The 15,214-nt window shown below is 54.7% G+C and carries 12 protein-coding genes; 4 read left to right on the forward strand and 8 right to left on the reverse strand.

Annotated features, from left to right (window positions below; all coding sequences use genetic code 11):
- Positions 1-13 precede the first annotated feature (13 nt).
- Positions 14-1,378, forward strand: coding sequence for an outer membrane protein assembly factor BamB family protein (locus tag MFFC18_RS23360; protein WP_075082736.1), 1,365 nt, complete (start codon positions 14-16; stop codon positions 1,376-1,378).
- A 122-nt stretch (positions 1,379-1,500) separates the two neighbouring features.
- Positions 1,501-4,113: a bifunctional YncE family protein/alkaline phosphatase family protein gene (locus MFFC18_RS23365; RefSeq protein ID WP_075082735.1), complete on the forward strand. Its 2,613-nt coding sequence runs from the start codon at positions 1,501-1,503 to the stop codon at positions 4,111-4,113.
- A 78-nt stretch (positions 4,114-4,191) separates the two neighbouring features.
- On the opposite strand, the gene MFFC18_RS23370 is transcribed toward MFFC18_RS23365, so the two are convergent.
- From MFFC18_RS23370 to MFFC18_RS23395, 6 genes are all read right to left on the reverse strand, one after another.
- Positions 4,192-4,776, reverse strand: coding sequence for a DNA-3-methyladenine glycosylase I (locus MFFC18_RS23370; protein WP_075082734.1), 585 nt, complete (start codon positions 4,774-4,776; stop codon positions 4,192-4,194).
- Positions 4,777-4,886: 110 nt separating this feature from the next.
- The gene (locus MFFC18_RS23375) at positions 4,887-5,864 is read right to left on the reverse strand and encodes a TIGR00266 family protein (RefSeq protein ID WP_075082733.1); all 978 of its coding nucleotides are present in this window, start codon (positions 5,862-5,864) and stop codon (positions 4,887-4,889) included.
- Between the two features lie 82 nt (positions 5,865-5,946).
- Positions 5,947-7,023 (reverse strand): amidohydrolase family protein, encoded by a 1,077-nt coding sequence (locus MFFC18_RS23380; protein ID WP_084416856.1) that lies wholly within the window; start codon positions 7,021-7,023, stop codon positions 5,947-5,949.
- A 102-nt stretch (positions 7,024-7,125) separates the two neighbouring features.
- Complete coding sequence (kynU, locus tag MFFC18_RS23385) at positions 7,126-8,400, reverse strand: kynureninase (RefSeq protein ID WP_075082732.1); 1,275 nt, start codon at positions 8,398-8,400, stop codon at positions 7,126-7,128.
- Positions 8,401-8,494: 94 nt separating this feature from the next.
- Entirely contained in the window at positions 8,495-9,049 is a 555-nt protein-coding gene (gene nbaC / locus MFFC18_RS23390) for a 3-hydroxyanthranilate 3,4-dioxygenase (protein WP_075082731.1), read from the reverse strand.
- Between the two features lie 14 nt (positions 9,050-9,063).
- Complete coding sequence (locus MFFC18_RS23395) at positions 9,064-9,618, reverse strand: PH domain-containing protein (protein ID WP_075082730.1); 555 nt, start codon at positions 9,616-9,618, stop codon at positions 9,064-9,066.
- A gap of 246 nt (positions 9,619-9,864) precedes the next feature.
- On the opposite strand from MFFC18_RS23395, the gene MFFC18_RS23400 reads away from it, so the two are divergent.
- Positions 9,865-10,353 carry a hypothetical protein gene (locus MFFC18_RS23400; protein ID WP_148619082.1) on the forward strand — a complete coding sequence of 163 codons (489 nt, stop codon included), beginning with the start codon at positions 9,865-9,867 and terminating at the stop codon, positions 10,351-10,353.
- A 17-nt stretch (positions 10,354-10,370) separates the two neighbouring features.
- On the opposite strand, the gene MFFC18_RS23405 is transcribed toward MFFC18_RS23400, so the two are convergent.
- Both MFFC18_RS23405 and argH read right to left on the reverse strand, forming a co-directional pair.
- Positions 10,371-12,638 (reverse strand): HEAT repeat domain-containing protein, encoded by a 2,268-nt coding sequence (locus MFFC18_RS23405; RefSeq protein WP_148619083.1) that lies wholly within the window; start codon positions 12,636-12,638, stop codon positions 10,371-10,373.
- A gap of 181 nt (positions 12,639-12,819) precedes the next feature.
- A complete protein-coding gene (gene argH, locus MFFC18_RS23410; protein WP_075082727.1) occupies positions 12,820-14,235 on the reverse strand; it encodes an argininosuccinate lyase in 1,416 nt (471 codons plus the stop codon).
- Between the two features lie 203 nt (positions 14,236-14,438).
- Here argH and MFFC18_RS23415 point away from each other — a divergent pair, with 203 nt between their 5' ends.
- Entirely contained in the window at positions 14,439-15,149 is a 711-nt protein-coding gene (locus MFFC18_RS23415; RefSeq protein WP_075082726.1) for a hypothetical protein, read from the forward strand.
- Positions 15,150-15,214: the final 65 nt, after the last annotated feature.

The following is a 15,214-nucleotide window of genomic DNA, read 5'->3' on the forward strand; positions in this document are numbered from 1 at the left end:
TATCGGTGACTTCATGAAACAAATCCTCTCAATCGCTTTGCTTCTGATCGTCGGCATCACAGTCTCTGCCCAGGAAGCGGAAAACAACTGGCATCAGTTCCGCGGACCGACTGGAAATGGCGTTTCGGCGAACGCAACGCCACCGATTTCGTGGAAGCCCGCAGACGCGAAATGGAAAACGGAAATCCCGGGCAGCGGACTTTCGAGCCCGGTTGTCTGGAACGACAAAATCATCATGCTGACTTCGGTGAAGACCGATCGCGTGAAGGAGGGTGCTGAAGCGGCACCCGCCCAGGAAGAGACTCGCCCGGATCAAGGCCGTGGCGGACGTGGAGGCCGAGGCGGTCGCCGTGGAAGACGACAAAGCCCACCGCCATCCAACTACCATGATTTTTTCGTTGTCTGCGTGAGTCGAGATGACGGAAGTGAACTCTGGAAAACCAAGGTCAATAGTGAAGTGCCGCATGAATCGCATCACGGCACAAATTCGTTTGCTTCTGGCTCACCCGTCACCGACGGCAGCCACATCTGGGCGTCGTTCAGTTCGTTTGGCGTGTTCTGCCTGGACATGGACGGCAAAGTTGTCTGGGATCGTCAGCTTGGCAAAATGAAAACGCGAAACTCATTCGGAGAAGGTGCTTCCCCGGCAGTTCATGGCGATACTCTGGTCGTCAACTGGGACCATGAAGGCCAATCTTTCATCGAAGCCATGAATGCGAAGACCGGGAAAACGATTTGGAAGAAAGACCGCGACGAACAGACTTCGTGGTCAACGCCGGTAATCGTTGAGCACGACGGCAAAGTCCAGGTGATCACCAACGGTGCCAAGCGAGTCCGCAGCTACAACCTGGCCAACGGCGATGTGATCTGGGAATGCGGCGGACAAACCGGCAATCCGATTCCGACGCCGATGGTGATCGATGATATGGCCGTTTGCATGACGGGTTTTCGCCAGAACGCTGCGATGGGGATTCCATTGTCGAGCGAAGGCGACATCACGGATTCGGAGCAGGTCGTTTGGAGTCGCCGTGATATCGGGCCTTACGTTCCGACAGGCGTGCTCTACAAAGGCACCGTTTACTCAACCAAAGGCAGCGATGCGATCCTGACTGCGATCGATGCCAAGACCGGCGACACGGTGATCAAAGCCACTCGCTTGAGCGGGATTCGCAGCCTGTATTCATCCATGGTTGCAGCCAACGATCACATTTACGTGACAGGACGAAACGGTATGACGTTGGTTCTCAAACATGGTGACAAACTTGACATCGTTGCCTCGAATGATCTGGGGGAAGAGGTCGATGCCACGCCAGCAATCGTCGACAACCAGATCTTTATTCGCGGACACCAGAATCTGTACTGCTTTGAGAAGCAGTAAAACCAACAGCGGGTGACGGTGGTTGTTCGATACAAACCAAGAGCACAATCCAAAGCTTAACGTTCTCAAAACATTCACAGGTTACGATCTGACAAACAAGACACTCTTCAGATCGAAACATCATGAACAATCGACTTGCTTTTCTTTCCGTGGTCGTCGCTGTATTTTGCGTCACGGCCATTGCACCGAACCGCCTGGCTCAGGCTCAGGAAAATACGCCCGAAACTCCGTTGCGAGCGATCAATGAGATTGATGAGTCGCGAGTGGTGTCGAAATCGATACTGCCGACGGGCAATCTCATCAAGCCAGCTGGCAAGTCGGTTGAGTTTTACGGCCGGCCCAACGATCTCGCGTTGACGTCGGACCGAAAATGGTTGCTGGTGAAAGACTGGAAAGCACTTCGCGTGTTTGATGCCGCGTCGATGGAGCTCAAGCAAACCGTTGCCAGCCCGGGAAACGCATCGCTACACGGAATCGATGTGACGTCTCGAGGCGAAGTTCTGTTTACGAATGCCAAACGCGAGGTTCATGTCTTCAAGAATTCGGCGAACGACGCTGATGCGCCAAAATTTGAACTCGATCGATCGATCCAACTTCCGTCCGATTGCTTTCCCTGCGGCGTGACGTCTGCGGCGGACGGGAAGATGGCCTATGTTTGCCTGTCGAAGAAGAATTCGCTGGCTGTGATCGATCTTGAGGCCAATGAAGTCACGAAAGAGATCCCGGTTGGCATCGCGCCTTTCGATGTCGAAATCGGAACCGATCAACTGCTTTACGTTTCCAATCTTGGCGGCCGACTCCCAATCGATGGCGACAAAACGGCTCCTTCTGCGGGCTCCGACGTCGTCGTCGACAAGCGTGGGGTCGCGAGCACTGGAACAGTCTCGATCGTTTCACTGGAAACGCTGGAGGTCACGAAATCCGTCGATACCGGGCGACATCCTTCGATCCTGCTTCCGCTGGAAAAATCGGTTCTGGTTTGCAATACCAACGAAGATTCCGTCAGCCAGATCACGGACGAAGGTCCCGTGAAAGCCATCAATGTGAAGCCCGATTCGCGTCTTCCGTTTGGTTCAATGCCCAACGGATTGGCGTCAACCGAAGATGGGCAGACCGTCTTTGTCGCGCTGGCAGGGAACAATGCCATCTCCGTGCTGGATCGCAAAACGCTCGACACGCAACCGGCGTCGGGGCTGATCCCAACGGGCTGGTATCCGGTCAGCGTCGTTTGCGATGAATCGAACCTGTACGTTGCCAACATCAAAGGGATTGGATCGCGATCAGAGCGGCGTCCGCCAGAGAAAGGTCGCAACTCGCACGACCATCGTGGTTCGGTGCAAAAGATTGCTATTTCGGACATCCGGGATAAAGCAACACTGGAAACATGGTCCAAAACCGTTGCGGAGAACGCTCACTTTCCACAGATTCTGCGTACCCAATCGATCGCCGAGAGCTCCGATGTCGCCCCGGTTCCCGTGCCAAAAAAACTTGGTCAACCGAGCGTTTTCAAGCACGTGGTCTATGTCATCAAAGAGAATCGGACTTTCGACCAGGTCTTCGGCGATATCCCGGAAGCCCGATCGGAACCCGGGCTGTGCATCTTTCCTGAAAAAGTGACGCCAAACCATCACGCGCTCGCGAAACGATTCGGGCTGTTGGACAACTATTACTGCAACGGAGTCCTGTCGGCCGATGGCCACTCATGGGCCACCGAAGGAAACGTCACGCCTTATCTTGAGAGAGCGTTTGGTGGGTTCGCACGCAGTTATACTTTCGGCAACGACCCAATCACGTATTCCGCTTCCGGATTCATCTGGGATCGATTCCTCGATGCAGGCCTTTCGTTTCGAAATTTTGGCGAAATGAACTACTCCACACCGCCCGAAGGCATGAAGTATCAGGAAGTGTTCGCGGAGTTTGAAGCCGGCAAAGACACAAAGTTCGCCCAGAACATTGGCGTCGAACGGTTGCGAGGCTACTCAAGTCCGGACTATCCGGGATGGAACATGCTGATCCCCGATGTCGTGCGGATGAACCGCTTTCTGAAAGAGTTCCGCGAATTCGAAGCCAAAGGAACGTTGCCGAACCTGACGCTCATCTATCTTCCTCAGGATCATCTCGGTGGAGGCGTCACGAGTAACGCTCATATGGCGGACAACGATTTGGCGCTTGGACAACTGGTTGAAGCAATTTCGAATTCAAAGTTTTGGGACGATACCCTGATCGTCGTCAACGAAGACGATCCGCAGAACGGATACGATCATATCGACGGCCACCGAAGCCTGTGCCTGGTGATCAGTGCGTACAGTCAACCAGGAATCAACCACAGTTTCTACAATCAAACTTCGGTACTGCGAACTGCGTTGCACCTGTTTGGACTGCCGCCGTTGAATCAGAAAGATGCGGCAATGCCGTTGATGGAAGACTGCTTTGCGGCGACGAAAGTCAACGCGAAACCCTACAAGGCGATCGCGGCCAACTATCCTTTGAACGAAACGCCCAAGCCAAAGTCAGAGCAGTCGAACACGGAGAAAAAGTGGCGATCGATTCTGGCAACCGTTCCGATTCAGCGAACCGGAATGAAAACGGAAACGGACGAAGACAATCTGAACCGTTTCGTTTGGCATGAAGTGAAGGGTTGGGAAACGCCCTACCCGACTGACTTCTCGGGTGCACATGGCAAAGGCCTGTCGTCGCTTGGTCTGGTGATCGACGAGGACGCTGACGAGGACTAAAAGTTGCCGCCACGTTGACTGAATAGGCAACCACGCAAGATCCAGAGAGCTCTCAACGAGGCCTGGCGGCCGGCGAGCCTACTTCAGTTTCGCACATTGTTTATAGCGGTAGCACCCGACGACATGATCGTTCACCAGACCGGTGGCTTGCATGTGAGCGTACATGATCGTGCTGCCAACGAACTTGAAGCCACGCTTTTTCAAGTCCTTGCTGAGCGCGTCCGATTCCTCGCTGGTGGCGGGCACCTCTTTCATCGTCTTCCACTTGTTCTGCCTTGGCGAACCGTCGACAAAGCGCCAAATGTAATCGTCAAAGCTACCGAACTGGTCCTGAATTTTCAGGAATTGCCTCGCATTGGTGACCGCCGAATTGACCTTCAAGCGATTGCGGATGATGCCCGGATTCTCGAGCAGTTTGGCGATTCTTTTGTCCGTGAAACGAGCAACTTTGGCTGGATCGAAATTCGCGAACGCTTTGCGGTAGCCTTCGCGTTTATTGAGCACCGTCGACCAACTGAGCCCAGCCTGAGCACCTTCGAGAATGAGGAACTCGAACTGGGTTTGATCATCGTGAACCGGTACGCCCCATTCCGTATCGTGGTATTCGACATAGAGATCGTTGCCAGAAAGGCACCAGTCACAGCGCGTTTTTGGTTTTGCCATGGCGAACCGTTTTCATCGCAATACGGAAGGTCTCCACCGTGAGCATGGACAAACGCAATGGAGTTCACGGCGGAGAGAAAAACACGGTGCAGACCACCGTGCTACCATGCCTAAAACCCGTCGCCGTCTAGCAGGTTACCAAGTCCGCCCAGAACCGAACCTTCGCCTTTGCCGCGACCGACCGCTCCAACCAGACGCTGAGCCAGACGACTGAACGGCAAGCTCTGCAGCCAAACGCGACCATGACCGCGAAGCGTTGCCAAGAACATACCTTCGCCGCCGAACACCATGCTCTTCAGGTTACCTGCTCGCTCGATGCTGTATTCGATGTGCGGCTCAAACGCCACCAGGCAGCCCGTATCGACGCGAAGCGTTTCGCCTTTAAGCTCTTTCTCAATCACGGTCCCACCGGCATGGATGCAAGCCAACCCGTCACCGACGAGCTTTTGCAAAATGAAACCTTCGCCGCCGAACAGGCCAGCGCCAAACTTCTTGTTGAAAGCGATGGTGACTTTCGTGCCAAGTGCCGCACAGAGAAAGGCGTCTTTTTGGCAAAGCAAATCATTCCCTGCAATCGTCGCCATATCGATCGGAATGATCTTGCCCGGATAGGGCGCCGCAAAGGCAACGTGGCTTTTACCGGCGCCCGTGTGAGTGAAGTGAGTCATAAACAACGACTCGCCCGTGATCGCACGCTTTCCAACGTCGAGCATCTTGCCGAAGAATCCCTTGTCCGGCTCGGAGCCATCGCCCATCTTGGTTTCGAAGTTGATGCCTTCTTCCATAAAGTTCATGGCACCGGCTTCGGCGATAACCGTTTCGCCAGGATCAAGTTCGACGATCACCATCTGCATATCGTCGCCAACGATCTGATAGTCCAGCTCGTGACAGCGACGCGCTCCGCCTTTATGCGGTGGCTGGGGCGTTCCGCCGGGAGGCGAATAAGCTCCCGCTGCAGCAGTGGGAACGGCTCCGACGGTCGGAACCAACATCGTGTTGTTGCATCCGGGACAGCGGACTTCTTTGCCGGCAAGTTCAGGTGGCGCAGCGAGCGCCTTTCCACATGAGCAGTTGAAATTGATTGACATGGCACCGAAGAAAAAGGATTGGAAAAAGTGGTCCTGTTCAGGGATCGTACCCAAACGAAAGGACACTTGTTTGAAATTTCCTCTAATCCTGACTTTGTACTTTCTGCAGTCGCTCTTTAAGGGCTTTGCCGGTTTCTTCGCCCAGCCAACTCAGAACGTTGTCGCACCACATCGCATCATGCTGTGATTGATTGATAACTCCCCGCTGCACACAAAGATCCAGAAGTTTGCCAGGATACGACGATTGAGATTCGCTCTCCATTTCGCCCAGCGGATAGGGATCGTCCAGCCCGACGAAAATACTGTTGGTGCCTCCGCGTTTGACCATCAGATCAAGCGAATCAACGTCGTGGACGAGCGTATCGAAAAAGATGTTCGGATGTCCAACGGCGGATCGGGGATGAACCTTGCCTTCGAACAAATCCGGCCGCCCGTCGAACCCCTGAATGCGGCGGCCAAGACTGATGTGAGCCAGTTGGCCTCCGTGAGCAAAGCAGGTTCGGATGTTGGGGAATTTTTCGTGGTAGCCATTGAGCGTATAAAAGTGGTACGCATCGGCGCACTGAGCCAGCATCCACACCAGGTGAAATCGCCAGCTAACATTTTCCAGCTTGATGAACTTTTCGCCATCGTATGGGTGAACTTCTACAGCCAGCCCGAGGTCATTGGCACACTCCAGCAGTGGCTCGGTTTCTTTCTCAAAGATCGTTCGCCACACACCGATTGTGTCCATGTAATGCGTTGGCAGACAGAGCACTTTCAGACCAAGCTCGTTGACGCAGCGTTCGATTTCCCAAATGGCTCCCTGGACGAATCCCGCATGCACCACAAAGCCACACGTGAATCGGTCTCCATGATCGCGCTGCACGTCAGCGTTGAAATCGTTCTGAAATCGGAGCACCTTTTTCATGTCGGTGATCCGCAGCCCGTTCCCGTACAGCTGCGAGAGGTTCAGGATGACCGCATGATCGATCTTGTTGCGGTCCATCCATTCGAGCTTTTCTTCCAGAAAGAAACTGGAGTCCGTCACCGGTCGCTTCCAGCCTTTCTGCAGCATGTAGCGGCGATCCTTGTCGATCCAGAAGATCTCGTTGTCTCGCATGAAGTCCGGAATCTGTTCCGGGTAAGGCAGCAAATGCGAATGGCCGTTGATTCTCATCGAGTTGCCTGTGGTTTGATCAAGTTTGTCGTTCTGGCCAGCCATCATACGCGAAACGTTAACGTCCACCGCGTTTGCTTCACGCTGGAAGACACTGTAACACTATGAAACAATCCCCTTCAACGTCGCCACGAATCGATGCACGTCTTCGAACGAGTTATACAACGGCACCGGAGCGGCGCGAATCACGTTCGGCTCCCGCCAGTCAGTATCGGTTCCCGCGGCCTCAAGCTGTTGGTGAATCCGTTTGCCTGGAACATCGCCGGTCGCGATTTCGATCGACAGCTGACAGCCACGCTGATGCGGCGTCCGAGGCGTGATAATGTTGACTCGGTCACCAAGCTCTTCGTTCAGCAGCGCCTCGAAGTAGCCCGTTAACCTGATCGATTTTTCACGAAGCGGACTTATCCCTCCCGCATCGTCGAACACCTGCAACGATGCCAGGATCGCAGCCAGCGACAGAATCGGCGGGTTACTCAACTGCCATCCTTCGGCCGTTGGAATCGGATCAAATCGGTTCTCCATCTGAAACCGGGTGGACTTGTCGTGGCCCCACCAGCCAGCCATCCGCGGCATGGACTTGTCCGTCGCATGACGCTCATGAACGAAGCAACCACCGACGGCGCCCGGACCACTGTTCAAATATTTGTAGTTGCACCAAACCGCGAAATCGACATCCCAACCGTGCAACGCCAGCGGCACGTTGCCAACGGCATGAGCCAGATCGAAACCGACGGAAACGTTGTAGCGATGCGCGACTGCCGTGATGCGTTTCATGTCCAACAACTGCCCGGTGTAGTATTGGACTCCGGGCAGCAACACCAGCGCCAACGAATCGCGATTCTGTTCGATCAGGTCACAAATTGCGTCCTCCGAAAGCAACTCCGTTTCCGCACCGTGCTTGGCGGTAACGATCGAATCCCTGGGCTCAAAGCCATGCAGCTTGATTTGCGACTCGACGGCCTGGTAGTCCGAGGGAAACGCATGGGACTCGATCAGGATTTTGTGTCGAGTTTTCGTCGGCCGATAAAAAGTCGTCATCATCAGATGCAAGTTCACCGTCAGCGTATTCATGACGACGACTTCGGTGTCCTGAGCGCCGACGATCCTCGCCATCATCGGCGTGAGGAACTCATGAAAGGGCAGCCACGGGCGATCGGATTCGAAATGGCCTCGCACGCCCAACCGTTGCCATTTTTCCAGCTCTTCGGTGACGATCGAGGCCACGTTTTTCGGCTGCAGCCCCAGCGAGTTGCCGACGAGGTATAGCTGCTGCTTTCCGTCGGATTCCGGAATCCAGAATCGGTCACGGAATGAGGCCAGCGGATCGGCAGCGTCGAGTGCGAGGGCGTGTTCGGTGGAAGTGTCGATGGTCATGGCAGTTTGTCGCAGGCGAGTCTGGTCAAAGCAGGCGAGTCTGTCTCAGACTCGTTTTTCATGCATATCAGTCTGGGGAAAGACTGACCTACTTCTACGCAGGCTGAGCGTCTTCGATTCGAAACTCGCCGGCTCTCTCGACAACCGTTTTGCAAACCGGACAGGTGCGAACTTTCTCCGGGCCGTTCCAGAAGTTGTCCATGACTTTGTGCAAATCTTCGTCGATGTGCTTGAGTCGAAACTCTGCTTCGTGCACCAGATGCTCGTCGTTGTTGCAGTACCACTGCAGTTTGTCGACGCTGCCTTCGGGACGAGGAAACTCAACGATCAAACCAAGCGTATCATCAGGTCGCTGTGGTCGATGCGGAACATGCGCCGGCAAGAGCCACATTTCACCTTCGCGGATCACGACATCGTGCGGCGGACTTCCGTCGAGCGGCCTGATCCGGACGGCGATGTCGCCTTTGAGTTGGTAAAACAATTCCTCGGTGACGTTAACGTGGTAATCGTTTCGCGTGTTGGGCCCCATCGAAACGAAGACGATCACATCGTTCGCTTCTTTGTAGAACTGCTTGTTCATCACCGGGACTTTGAATTCGTCCTTGTGATCTTCGATCCACTTCATCAAGTTGAATGGAGGCGATGCCATGATGGTTCCAGGTATCAGGATTGGTTGTCAAGTTTGTTTTCGATGTTCCGCATTGTGTCGCGGATCTCAGTCAACAATTGTACCGTTTGGTCGTTCGAAGTCACCGCGGAGGCGACTGTAACCGAATCAGATGGGCCGCTGTTCGCCAAAGTCACGGTGTCCCGTTGAGCCAGAACCAGATCTCGGAACGCTCGCCCATCCTTGATCCCGGTTAGCTGGACCAGCGACGAGCCTGACGAGTTTCCAGCGGTCTCGACTGAGAGGGCTTCGATGTCGAAGTATCGCATGATCGGTCCCTGGACAATTCCAAGATCGGTGATGCGATCAAGCGGAACGGTTTTTTCGATCTTCGTGAAGATGCCTTTGGAGACCTTCAGCGATTTGTCGGTCAACGTGCAGCGGTGAGAGGCCAGGTACTTTCGTGTGAAGAATTTTCCAATGATGATCCAGAATGGCAAGGCAACAAGACCAATCACGGTCACGATGCAAAGCAGGATTCCGTTGAGCAACCAGTAGGTTGTCACTGCGTCATTGAATTCAGCGTCTTTGATGATTGTGTCGTTGCTCATAGGGGCATTGTAGCCTCGCGAGCGCAGTCGGTGCAAACGAGCCATCGAGGCATGCCACAGGCGTCTGCCAAACGACGATACAATATCAGGAGCACTCTGACCGAACTGATTGAAACAGCTCCAATGCCGACCGGCCGACAACCTCAACCAACGTTTCGAGACGGCCGATGGATCACCGCTGGCACCGCTTTGGGGGCCGCCTTGATTTCGGCGGCCTGTTTTTCGGGCGCTTTTACGTCGTTCGAAATGAATGAAGCGAACTGGAAAGCCGTTTTGTTGGCAAGAATGACGTTCACTTTCCTGACCGTGTTTGGCGGGATCTTTGCGATAGCCGCCGGGATTCTAAAACCACTGCGAATGTTGTTGGGCGTCGGCGCGGTCGCGGGTTTGATTGCCACAGCGTTTGTATTTTACCCGTGCGGCATTCAGTATCTCGCAGGACCAGAAGTTCACATGGGCGAAATCAGTCAAGTCAACATCCCGGCAGAGCAATTAATTTACCGAATGCTCCCGGAATCGAAGACTGTTTCATCCGAACGCAAGCAACTTCCGGTTCAAGTTCACTTGCGACCCGGCGATGGCAAGCGGTACATCATCAAAGCTTATCTTCGCGACCTGAAAGATTCTGGTCTTGGAACAGCGACGCCAAACGGACGATGGAGGATCGTTTCACTGCCTTATCTGGAACGCATTCTTTCCGCAGAGCAAGCATCGCCGGCGCACACGAATCCGTAACTGGCCCTCGGAAAAGTTTATCGTCGCGAACGCTTGCGGCGTGCTTCGATGACATCGAGCACGCGGCCGAGAACCTTTTGCGTTTCGGCTGGCTGAGATTCGCTGGCGTTGTAACGTTCGTACTGCAGTTGAATCTCGCGAGTCGTCAGCATTGTGCCACCACGCTTGACGGCGGACTCAAAAGCATCGGCAACCAACTCGCGAGCTTCGATCGGTAGATCGCCTTGCGAGACAAAACCAAGCATCGCTCGTTGGGCGACGGCGGTTGGCTGAGTGGCGAGGATCTTTGCGGCCGAACTGGTGAACTCGGGATGATAGAGCAAGTCCAACAGCTGTTTCTGATGGGCACCGAAATGATAAAAATCCAACTCAGGGTCAGTCGTCGCGCCCTCTAACCACTGCACGGCACGAGCAGCATGTCGGTAGCGATCATCGCTGCTGACGTTCCAGGGAGACTGTTGATCTTCGAGCTGATCCAACTGCGACGCAATCGCGCCCGAATCGAGACTGATTGGGAAAGTCAACAATCGGTCGATGCCTTCGGTATAGCGGACTGATCTAATCAAATGATTTGCGTCGCGAGCCAACAATCCGATTGGCATACGTCGAGTCTTCCAGTGGCTGCGAAGCTGTTGAACCAGTTCGCGATGTTCGGGACGGCGAAGCGTGTCGCTGACAATCAGCATCGCGACGTCGGGATCGGAAGTTACCTTCTCAAAGAATTCCTGGCTGGAAGTCGCCGCCATGCTGCTCCAGCCGCGAGGTCCTGTCGACGTCGCCCAGGCCTGAGCCACTTCGTTGCGGATATGGCCAACAGCACATTTTCGATTGAAGCGACTGGACGCCAAAAAGGCACCCAATTCCGCGACATAGCTACAGCCCGCGTAAGCCGTTTTTGGATTGATCTCTGCGATAGCATCAAATGCCGCGAACTGAAGATGGCGATCGCCGACGAGAATCGCGTTGACCAACGGACGACGCTCGGCACCCACAACCTGTGAATCCGATCCAATTTGTTTCAGGACTTCGCAAGCCGCCGTGGCCGCGGGGATCAAATCCAGATCGATGGCTTCGACCAACAACCGCTCAATCTCTACCGCGTCGATGTTTTCAGCTTGCTCCAGCAATTCGTCGACGTTGATTTGCTGCGATGCACCGACCCGCCGCTTGCGAAACTCCAACTGGGACAACAAATGCAATTCCCGGTTTCGCGTGTTTGTCGGATCAATTTCGAAAAGCGTTCGGGCCAGTTCAGCAGCACGCAGACGAGCCGCAACGCTTGACTCCACTTCGACGACTTCGAGCTTTCCGGAATCGTCGTTCCAACTCCAGACGTCGACCGTGCCGACCAGGCTTTCGGCAGATTCGCGGCGGCCTTCCAGGAATCCTTCGACGCGACTCCTGAGTCGTGATTCGGCATCCGACCGAGCCGGAGCACGACCGCTTTTGGACAAATGAAACGACGCGAGCTCGCGAAAGGGCGATTGAGTTTGTAGAGATAGCGACTGCCGCAACAGCATATCCACCGCCTGGTTTGACTCCAGTTTTGCCAGCCCACGAATGGCTTCGATCCGCACAGCAGGCTCGTTCGATTCAGCGGCTCCCAAAAGCGGGCCGACAGCGGATTCACCGAAGGCATACAGAGCGCCACGCATCGCCGGAAAGTCGTCTTCGCGATTCTGATCGGCAAACGTTTCGATGACTCGAGCCACGCCCTTTTTGCCAACGCGATTCAGCTTCGCGAACGCTTCCCCGCGAGCATACTCGTCGTCGCTAGCCAGCTGGTCAATCAACACAGCCACACGTTCATCCGAGTTCGCCCAACTGGACGCCGCCTTGAAAACCTTGACGGCCGTTTCTCGCCCCAGAGGCTGTAGATCTTTCGCCCGAGCGATTTCGTAAAACAGATCAGGCCCGACGGATCGATTGAGCTCGTAACTCGCTTCGCCATCAAGCTCAAGAGAGGCCAGCGAATCAAGATACTCACTAGCGACGTCGAAACGCTCAATGTCAATCATCAGCCCGATAGCTTTTGCCAACTCGATGGCGGTCGTCGGATTGGATTGGGCAACGGAACGAACCAGCAACTCTTCCGTATTCTCGATCCGAACAACGCGCTCGTCCGTACCCAGACGAATGATGCCCTGACGGTCACGAGTGGCTTCGTCTCTGATGACGGTGGCATCATCCTGAGCGAAGATGGAGGTGGTTGGAGACGCAATCAACAGCGCAGCAGCGATCAAAATTTTGAATCGGAGGGAACGACTGAATAATTGCATAATCATGACCAGAGGAGATCGTCCAGATCGACCGCCATACATGAGGGGCTGGAGCGGTGGACCCGATTGTACTTGCTGCGTTGCCGTTGTCGTCTGTGAATCAACAAAAATGACAGGTCGCTCGGCCTGTACCTCAGACCAAACGATTTTCCGATCCAGAGACTGGCTGGACCATTTCGAACGTGTTTTAGACAGGTTTCAAACGTGTTTTCCACCTTTGAACCTGCGCCTCTACCCTCGTTGGAGCCGTCGAGCCGTAGCTCTGGAACGCGGCGACCGCATTGGCGACTCCCAGTACAGAGTAAACCGACTCGTCCAAGCTGGCGTCAAAAGATTGAAAATCCTCGACGGCCAATTGGGAAAGTGTGACGGTTTTTTCGGTTGCGAGCTTTACCAGACCGCCGATCAGATGATGAGCCTTCCGCTGCGGCGTACCACGCTTGATCAGGAACTCCATCAGCGTCGTCGCGTCGAGGAATCCTCGTTCCAGGCGGCTCTCGATCGACTCGCGTTTTAGCCTCGCTCCAGCAACCAGCGGAGCCGCGACTTCCAGACAGCCCTCGATCGTATCGATGGCTTCGAAGAAAGGCCGTTTGTCTTCCTGCAAATCGCGGTTGTATGCCAGCGGCAAGCCCTTCGTCAGCACCAGCAGCGTCTGCAGCGAGCCAATCACCCGAGCCGATTTGCCTCGAGTCAACTCCAGCACATCCGGATTGATTTTCTGGGGCATGATCGACGAACCGGTACAGAATTCGTGCGGCAACGAGATAAAATCGAACTCGACGGTCGACCACAAAATCCACTCTTCGGCCCAACCGCTCAAGTGGATACCGATCGTCGAAAGACAGAAACAGGTTTCCAGCAAATAGTCCCGATCGCTGGACGAATCGATGCTGTTTTCGACCACGCCCTCAAACCCGAGCCGACGGGCGCTGTTGTCGCGATCAATGTTCAGCGTCGTGCCGGCCAACGCAGCGGTTCCCAGGCTGCACAAGTTGACTCGTTTGCGGCAATCGGCCAAACGGTCGCGATCTCGCTGAAATTTTTCGATGTAAGCCAGCCAATAGTGCGGTGCGACAACAGGTTGGGCTCGTTGCAAATGCGTGTAAGCCGGCAGAATGACTTCGGCGTCGAGCTCGCAGCGGCAGAGGAAAGCCGACTGTAAATCTTTCAGCGCCGCATCGATTCGATCAATCGCGTCGCGAACCCACAATCTCATGTCGGTCGAAACCTGATCGTTGCGGCTGCGGCCTGTGTGCAATTTGCGTCCGACGTCGCCAAGCTTGTCGATCAAAGCCTGCTCGATATTCATGTGAATGTCTTCGAGTTCCGGACGCAGGGGAAAACTGCCTTCGTCCAGCTGCGACTTAATCTCGGTCAAGCCAGCGATAATCTGCTGGCACTCTTCCGCCGTCAAAATGTCCTGATCAGCGAGCATTTGTGCGTGCGCGATACTGCCAGCGATATCCTGCCGATAAAGTCGGTGATCAAAACTGATACTTTCGGTGAACCGCTCGACACGTCGGTCGACAGCGGCATCAAATGCGCCACTGCGGCTGGGACTGGCTGCGGAATCTGGGTTGGGCTGGTCGGTTTGGGACAAAGTGACCTCTCGGATGTCTTGAGCGTTACGCGAAAATCGTAGCCTGAATCGTAGCCTGAAGTGCGGGCGAAAAATTCCTGTGCGCAGATTCGGCAGCTTGCCGTAAAATCGTAGCAAACCTGACCATTCCCGAAAGGTTCAGACTCGCGGACCCTTCAGGCGATACAATAACGACCGACTTTTTCTCTCACGGTAATCCCGACATGGCCAAATCTCAAATCTCTTTATCAGCCCTGTTCGCGATCGCGATCATTACTCTGGTTTCTTCGGCTGCTCTCGCGGCTCCGCAAGACGACGTTTTTAAACGTCCGGGCGAAGAAACCAAAAAGAACGACACCACTGAGAGCCAGGCCTCGGAAACGGCCCAGCCCAAATCGACGGCTCCGACTTCGATAACGAAAGAGTCATCGGCGTCCATCGAACAGCAGAGCGATGGCTGGTTCACGATCGTCGATGATGCCTCAATGGTTGAACTCCGATTCCCTGGCGATCCGTCTTACAAGGAGATCACGTTCTCACCGGTCGCGGGCCGACCCGCCGTCGTCAACCATCTGTATAACACGCTGATCAACAAGGAAATCTCCGTCGACTATTCGTGGATGGAACTCCACGAATCCCCGACCGGCAAACAGCTCAACGACGCGCTCGATGGTGCTGTTAAAGGAGCCGTTGTGAACGTGTTCGGACAGCTGGACGTGATGACGAAAATCAAGTCCGGAAAAGTCCCGGGCCGCGAGTTCAGTTTCACTTTCCCGATCCAGACTCCGGATGGAAAGACGCATATGCTGTCTGGCAAGTCACGGATTTTCATCAAGGACAATCGTCAGTTCCAGCTGAACGTGATCGTGCCTCAGGGCAAAGAAGACGATACTCTGACCAAGAAACTGTTTGAATCGTTCATGATCCGCATGTAGCCGATTGCTCAGGGTGGCACCGGCTTTCCGCCGTTGTCCACATCCGCGACCCTTGCCAATCCCGG

Origin of the sequence: Mariniblastus fucicola (genome assembly GCF_008087665.1) — a bacterium.
GTDB classification, from domain to species: Bacteria; Planctomycetota; Planctomycetia; order Pirellulales; family Pirellulaceae; genus Mariniblastus; species Mariniblastus fucicola.